Consider the following 6,172-nt stretch of genomic DNA (forward strand, 5'->3'; position numbering starts at 1 on the left):
AATACGTCAATATACTTACACAGAGAAAATCATTTAGGATTGATCTAGATAGAGAAAATCATTTAGGATTGCTATAGTCCCAGATAGTTAATAATAACAATGAGATAAGGGTCGAATCTTCCCTCGGAAACTGCAACTTGTTCCAATCCTATTCCTGTAAGCGAGGAGTTATTCACCTTGAAAAAACCGTGACCTACATTATGTGCCATATCGAAAGAGTAGGTGAGTACGGCGGCTTGTGCTTTGTCTACTCCTACCAATGACACGGCAGAAAACAAACTTAAAATTGTGCTAGCGATCGCACTTCCTAATCTGGGTCTTAGTTTTTGACTCATTGTTTTTTATATTAAGCTTTAGGTCAGTCTAGTTTATTTGAGTAAGCGATCGCCCGTAATTATCCACATTCTTAAAGTGAATTTTTTTGAAGTCAAAAATTGCGGAATGTAAATAACCGCAGTAATACGGATAAGTCATCTGTTGTATTTGTATAATTTATGACTTTAACTATTACTTTTGAACAGAAACCAGAAAAATGTTTGATGGTAATCGCCAAATATTCCGACAGGTTGGTGTTGTTCCGATGCTGCGGACGATCGTCCAGATGCTTATACATATTTAATAAATTTTGTCAATACGCAATTTCCAGATATTTAACCCCAGTATTCTGCCCTTGTGTATGAGTAGCTACTGCTTAGTAGCCGGATGCGATAATCGCAACTGAACTTAGAAATTCTTCACAAATAGTTTGACTGTGGTACTATCTGGATGGCTGTGAGTAGCTGAGGGAAGCCAAGGGGCTTGATTCCTGTGGTGGTGGAGGAGAATCCAGGAGTGCTAGATAGGATGTCATTGGGATACGCAAACGTTTTCGCCCAGCGAAGTCAACCTGAACCCCTCCGCATTGGGGTGATTGGGGTTGGCAATATGGGCCAGCATCACACGCGAGTTCTGAGCTTGCTAAAAGATATCGAACTCGTCGGTGTTGCAGACATAAATGTAGAGCGGGGAATAGATGTAGCAAGCAAATACCGGGTTCGCTTCTTTGAAGACTACCGAGATTTGCTCGCCCACGTAGATGCAGTTTGCGTCGCCGTTCCAACTCGCCTGCATCACCCTGTGGGGATGTCTTGTCTCCAAGCGGGTGTTCACGTTTTAATTGAAAAGCCGATCGCGGCTAGCATTGCCGAAGCCGAATCTTTGGTCAACGCGGCTGCTGAGGCCCACCGGATTTTACAAGTGGGTCACATCGAGCGCTTCAATCCAGCTTTTCAGGAACTCGGCAAAGTGCTGAAAACTGAAGAGTTACTGGCATTGGAAGCTCACCGGATGAGTCCCTATTCCCAGCGGGCTAACGACGTATCGGTAGTTTTGGATTTAATGATCCACGACATCGACTTGCTGCTGGAATTGGCAGATTCCCAAGTGGTGAAGCTGACGGCTAGCGGCAGCAGGGCATCAGATTCAGGTTATTTAGACTACGTGACAGCGACGTTGAACTTTGCTAACGGCATAGTCGCCACCTTGACTGCCAGTAAGGTGACGCACCGCAAACTCCGTTCAATCGTGGCTCACTGCAAAAATTCTCTGACAGAGGCAGATTTTCTCAACAACGAAATCTTGATTCACCGACAAACAACCGCCAATTACGTGACGGATTATGGTCAGGTGCTTTACCGTCAAGATGGGTTGATCGAGAAAGTTTACACCAGCAATATTGAACCGCTCCACGCAGAATTGGAGCATTTTATTAATTGCGTGCGGGGTGGAAATCAGCCTTCTGTGGGAGGAGAACAAGCTCTCAAAGCTCTGCGGCTTGCGAGTTTGATTGAGCAAATGGCTCTCGACGGTCAAGCTTGGTATCCGAAAGAGCTAGAGTCTACTTTGCAAGTTAGCTAAATAGAGACAAATCGTGTCGTTTCCGGGTGCTTTTACAGTTTGGGTTTGTTGTTCGTTGAAGAGGCTAACTGTTCCCATGCAACCGGATTCGATGTCAGTCGATTTGAGATGGGACAATTCGGCGTGAGAAGTTCGGCGAGCGCGTGCGTCGAGTTGCGCTCAGTCGAACGATTTTAGACTTTAGATTGACCAAAAGCATCCAGGATACAAGCCCCCGGATTCATTTGTCCAAAAATAAAAAACCTGTATCCGATAAAGGAACCCCCGAATTTATCCGTGCGGTCAAGGCTTTAATCTAAAATCTAAAATCGATTGACTCTGCCGATGAATCTGGCGGCTTGAACTAAGGTTTCAACTTTTTTGCTCTCGACAACAGAAGTCGTGAGCAAGTATCCGTCTTTAGGTGAAGTCACGATTTATGCCAAAAAAGAGCGACTATTTGACGACTGATGGTTTTGCTAACTAGCTGATTTCCTTGAGGACTCAGGTGAATGCTGTCTCGATACAAAGTTGGAAATTCGGCCGCACAATTGAAAATGGGAAGAAAATCTATGTAAGTAATTTTCTCTGTTTCTACGAGTTCGGCGAGACGCGCTCTAGCTTTGACTTCCCAGTCGCGAGGGCCCGGGCCGCCGAGTTCGCCCCGCTTGGGCGTGATGGCTAGCAAAAACTTGATGTTGGCGGATACAGCTATTTTCTGGAGTTGGCTAATAGCCTCTAAGTTGCAGCCTACTACATCGCCACTTGTGGTTCCGGGTGCTGCCAATTGCCTAGTCGGCACTACAGGTAGCAGGTAGCGGCTCAATAACTCTAGCGTGGCCGATCGAGGTTTGTGATCCGGGTAAGATCGATCGCGCCCCACAACCAGATCACAGGGAGCCGATGCAAACAAATCGTCCGTATTGAGCAGCAAAACCAAAGCCTTTGCCCCAAAAACACCGAACCGCTTGGCGTAAGCAAGTTGATTCCTCGGCCCCCAAGAATTGGCTGAGGCGTTGAGAACTTCAAAATTTGAATAGTTGACTTGTGAACCTAATTGTGAATCGCTCGCTAGATTCTGTACTTGCAGTCTCAAATTCCGAGCCATAATTTCCGAGATCGTATCTGTCTGATGTGTCCACCAACCGCCGTTGGCGACAGAATCTCCCAATAGCAAAACGCGCAGAGTTGACGGATCGGGGAGGGGGGCGATCGTTCCGCTACGCATCGAATACTCGTTAATCTCAATCCGGTTGCCCAAGCGACGCACCTTCTGGTTGGGCGCCAACAAATAGCCACACTCGGCATCGGCAATATAAATCAAGGGATTACCAAAACCCAGCAGCACCCGCAAGAGCACTTCGATTGCTGCCCCCAATCCGGAGGTGACAGCCAAAATTATGAGAACAACTTTCACCAGTCAACCTCGATAGAGAAGGAAAAACCCCTGCCGACACCAAGGTATAAAAAAGAATGCAACTGCAGTCAAGCTTTCAACCCCGATTGTAGTCAGTCGATTTGAGATTAAAGATTAAAGATTAAAGCATTGACTCCACAGATGAATCTGGGACAGATCCGTGATGTCTAAAATTTTTTGCTGTCGGCGACTTTTGTCTTCTAGCTGTTTATCCGTCTTTGAGTCAGGTAAGTAGTAGGTGGCAATTGCAAAATCTAAAATCTAAAATCTAAAATCTAAAATGGCATGGCTTCGGGCTTTTACCGACCTGACCGCGCGATCGAGTCATCCGAATCGCCCCCGTGGATTTGACGTACTCCCCGGCAGACCAGCGCGGGGATTCTTAAAGGCTGCTTGAGGGTGGGCCCAAGCCACACCCTCAAGCTTTCTTCTTCTTGCTTCCGCGACTCTTAACTAGACCGTTGCCAGTCCCCGTCAGACCGTCTCCACAAGCATTTTCTTTAATGTCCAAGAAGCGTCCCTCCTCAGACAATCCGCGATTGCGGATAACTTGAGCTGCTGCTACGTCTCTATGCGTCGTGTAACCACACTCAGGGCATTGGTGGAGTCTTTCTTTAAGCTCCTTTTTACCTGTGTGCGTATCGCATTGAGGGCATACCTGCGAGGTGTAATCTTTATTCACCTTGCCAAAATATACGCCTCGTTTCCAGCAAACCCATTGCAGTATTGACACGAATTGGGCAAACCCAGCATCTAGCGTATGCTTGCAAAACATCCCTTTAGCCCAAACCCTGAAATCGATATCTTCGACGAATACCATTCCGGCCTGGTCACAAATATGATTAGCTTGCTTAAAATGCCAATCTTTGCGGGTGTCGGCAATATGCTGATGATGTCTAGCTATCTTTCTGTTTAGCTTGTGGCGGTTGTTAGACCCTTTTTTCTTGTTCTTTAACCGACGTTGCAGCAATTTCAGCTTGCGATGTTTGGTCTTCAAAAACTTGGGACGTTTAACTACTTCACCATCAGATGTTGCCAAGAATTGATCCAAACCAAGATCGAGCCCTATTGGATTTCCCGATGCTACAGGGTCGGGCACGTTAACATCACACCTCAGTGACATCACGACAAAATACCCTGAAGCCTTGCGAACTATCCGAGCTTGCTTGATTACAAATCCGTCTGGTATCTCCCTAGACTTAATGAACTCCACTTGACCCAGTTGGGGAAGCTTAATCGAATTCCCTTGGATGCAATTTTTAAGCATTTGGGGGAATACAAACGACCTCATCCGATACTGGTTTTTAAACCTTGGGAAACCCATTCCTTTGCGCTGCATATCCACAAAAGCTGTCTCCAGTCGTCTTAAGATTTGTTGGAGTACTTGAGCGTTCACAGTTTTTAGCTCTGGGATTTGCTCTTTTGCTTCTGTCAATGATTTGCTTTGCTGGAAATAATTTGGGTAAGCTGCATCAAGCGGAATGATGTATTCCTTAGAAATCGAGCAAGCATTGACCGCACATTTACGAGAGTTGATCCAGTCCTTGCGTTCCCGCAAAGCGTAGTTCCAAACCTTGCGACAAACCGTTAGAACCCGCTCAATTTCTTGAGCTTGCTCTGCGGTTGGCTTCAATTTGTACTCGTAACTAAGGTTTAACATTGCTCGTTTTCCCTGGGTCTACAAAATAGAGTAGCATTTTGTAGAGTCAACGACAAGCAAAGCAATGTAAGGTAACTTGCAGGCTAAAGCCTGCCTCTAGCTTTCATCCCCGGTCTAAAGACACGGGGTTCTCAGCATATTTGCTATAGAATTCTAGAATATACCGTGACTCATCCGCCGTCAGCAGTCAGTGAACTTGGTGGTTTCAGGAAAATCCGTGGACTTAAAACAAATATTCAAAACGCCGAATCCCATAATCGGTGTCGTACATTTACAGCCTTTGCCAACTTCTCCCCGCTGGGGCGGAAACCTCAAAGCTATTATCGGAAGAGCCGAGCAAGAGGCTACAGCGCTGGCTTCTGGTGGCGCAAACGGTATCATTGTCGAGAACTTTTTCGACGCTCCTTTTGCCAAAGACAGCGTAGATCCGGCTGTGGTAAGTGCCATGACTCTGGTAGTTGAGAGGCTAACAAATCTCGTGACGCTGCCGATCGGCGTTAACGTGCTGCGAAACGACGCCCACAGCGCGATCGCCATCGCCTCCTGCACAGGAGCCCAATTCATCCGCGTCAACGTCCTCAACGGCATCATGGCTACAGACCAAGGCTTAATTGAAGGCCAAGCTCACCAGCTACTGCGCTACCGCCGGGAATTGGGCAGCGATGTCAAAATATTAGCCGACGTGTTAGTCAAGCACGGGCGACCCCTAGGCAGCCCCAACTTGACCACAGCCGTCCAAGAGACGATCGGGCGCGCTTTAGCCGACGCCGTAATCCTTTCCGGCTGGACAACTGGCAGCCCTCCCAATCTCGAAGACTTAGAACTCGCGAGTGCAGCAGCGGCGGGAATTCCAGTTTTCATCGGTAGCGGCGCCTCGTGGGAAAACATTTCCACCCTCATGAAGGCTGCTGACGGCGTAATCGTATCGAGTTCCCTGAAACGAAACGGCCGCATCGAGCAGCCCATCGATCCGATCCGCGTCAGTCAGTTTGTAGAAGCCGCCCGCCGCAGCTTGTCACAGAAAGAGCGCGAACAGGAAAATAGAGATGCTAATGGCTCAAGAGAGCCAACACCGGAACCGGGCAAAGTCACAAGTAAAACGTAAAATAGGAATTGTTGACTGTTGGCAGTAGTCATCAGTCAACAGTCATCAGTCAACAGTCAACAGTCAACAGTCAACAGTCAACAGTCAACAGTCAACAGTCAACAGTCAACAGTCA

Annotated in this window: 5 protein-coding genes; 2 read left to right on the top strand and 3 right to left on the bottom strand. The window is 47.3% G+C overall.

Annotated elements, in window-relative coordinates:
• Positions 1–71 precede the first annotated feature (71 nt).
• Positions 72–335: a hypothetical protein gene (locus tag QUA83_RS29795; protein ID WP_333297790.1), complete on the bottom strand. Its 264-nt coding sequence runs from the start codon at positions 333–335 to the stop codon at positions 72–74.
• 508 nt (positions 336–843) lie between these two features.
• Between QUA83_RS29795 and QUA83_RS29800 the strand changes: the two genes are divergently transcribed.
• Positions 844–1,896, top strand: coding sequence for a Gfo/Idh/MocA family protein (locus tag QUA83_RS29800; protein WP_006635844.1), 1,053 nt, complete (start codon positions 844–846; stop codon positions 1,894–1,896).
• 409 nt (positions 1,897–2,305) lie between these two features.
• Here the strand turns inward: QUA83_RS29800 and QUA83_RS29805 are convergent, their stop codons facing one another.
• Entirely contained in the window at positions 2,306–3,292 is a 987-nt protein-coding gene (locus QUA83_RS29805) for a GDSL-type esterase/lipase family protein (protein ID WP_333297791.1), read from the bottom strand.
• A 418-nt stretch (positions 3,293–3,710) separates the two neighbouring features.
• Entirely contained in the window at positions 3,711–4,952 is a 1,242-nt protein-coding gene (locus tag QUA83_RS29810) for a transposase (RefSeq protein ID WP_333152092.1), read from the bottom strand.
• A gap of 217 nt (positions 4,953–5,169) precedes the next feature.
• On the opposite strand from QUA83_RS29810, the gene btpA reads away from it, so the two are divergent.
• Positions 5,170–6,057 carry a photosystem I biogenesis protein BtpA gene (btpA, locus tag QUA83_RS29815; RefSeq protein ID WP_333297792.1) on the top strand — a complete coding sequence of 296 codons (888 nt, stop codon included), beginning with the start codon at positions 5,170–5,172 and terminating at the stop codon, positions 6,055–6,057.
• The last annotated feature ends 115 nt before the right edge of the window (positions 6,058–6,172 follow it).

Origin of the sequence: Microcoleus sp. K1-B1 (genome assembly GCF_036704705.1) — a bacterium.
Lineage (GTDB): Bacteria > Cyanobacteriota > Cyanobacteriia > Cyanobacteriales > Microcoleaceae > Microcoleus.

Bases quoted from the DNA above. Each gene is read 5' to 3' on its own strand.
- QUA83_RS29810 (WP_333152092.1), bottom strand. From the start codon at position 4,952: ATGTTAAACCTTAGTTACGAGTACAAATTGAAGCCAACCGCAGAGCAA.
- QUA83_RS29795 (WP_333297790.1), bottom strand. From the start codon at position 335: ATGAGTCAAAAACTAAGACCCAGATTAGGAAGTGCGATCGCTAGCACA.
- QUA83_RS29800 (WP_006635844.1), top strand. From the start codon at position 844: ATGTCATTGGGATACGCAAACGTTTTCGCCCAGCGAAGTCAACCTGAA.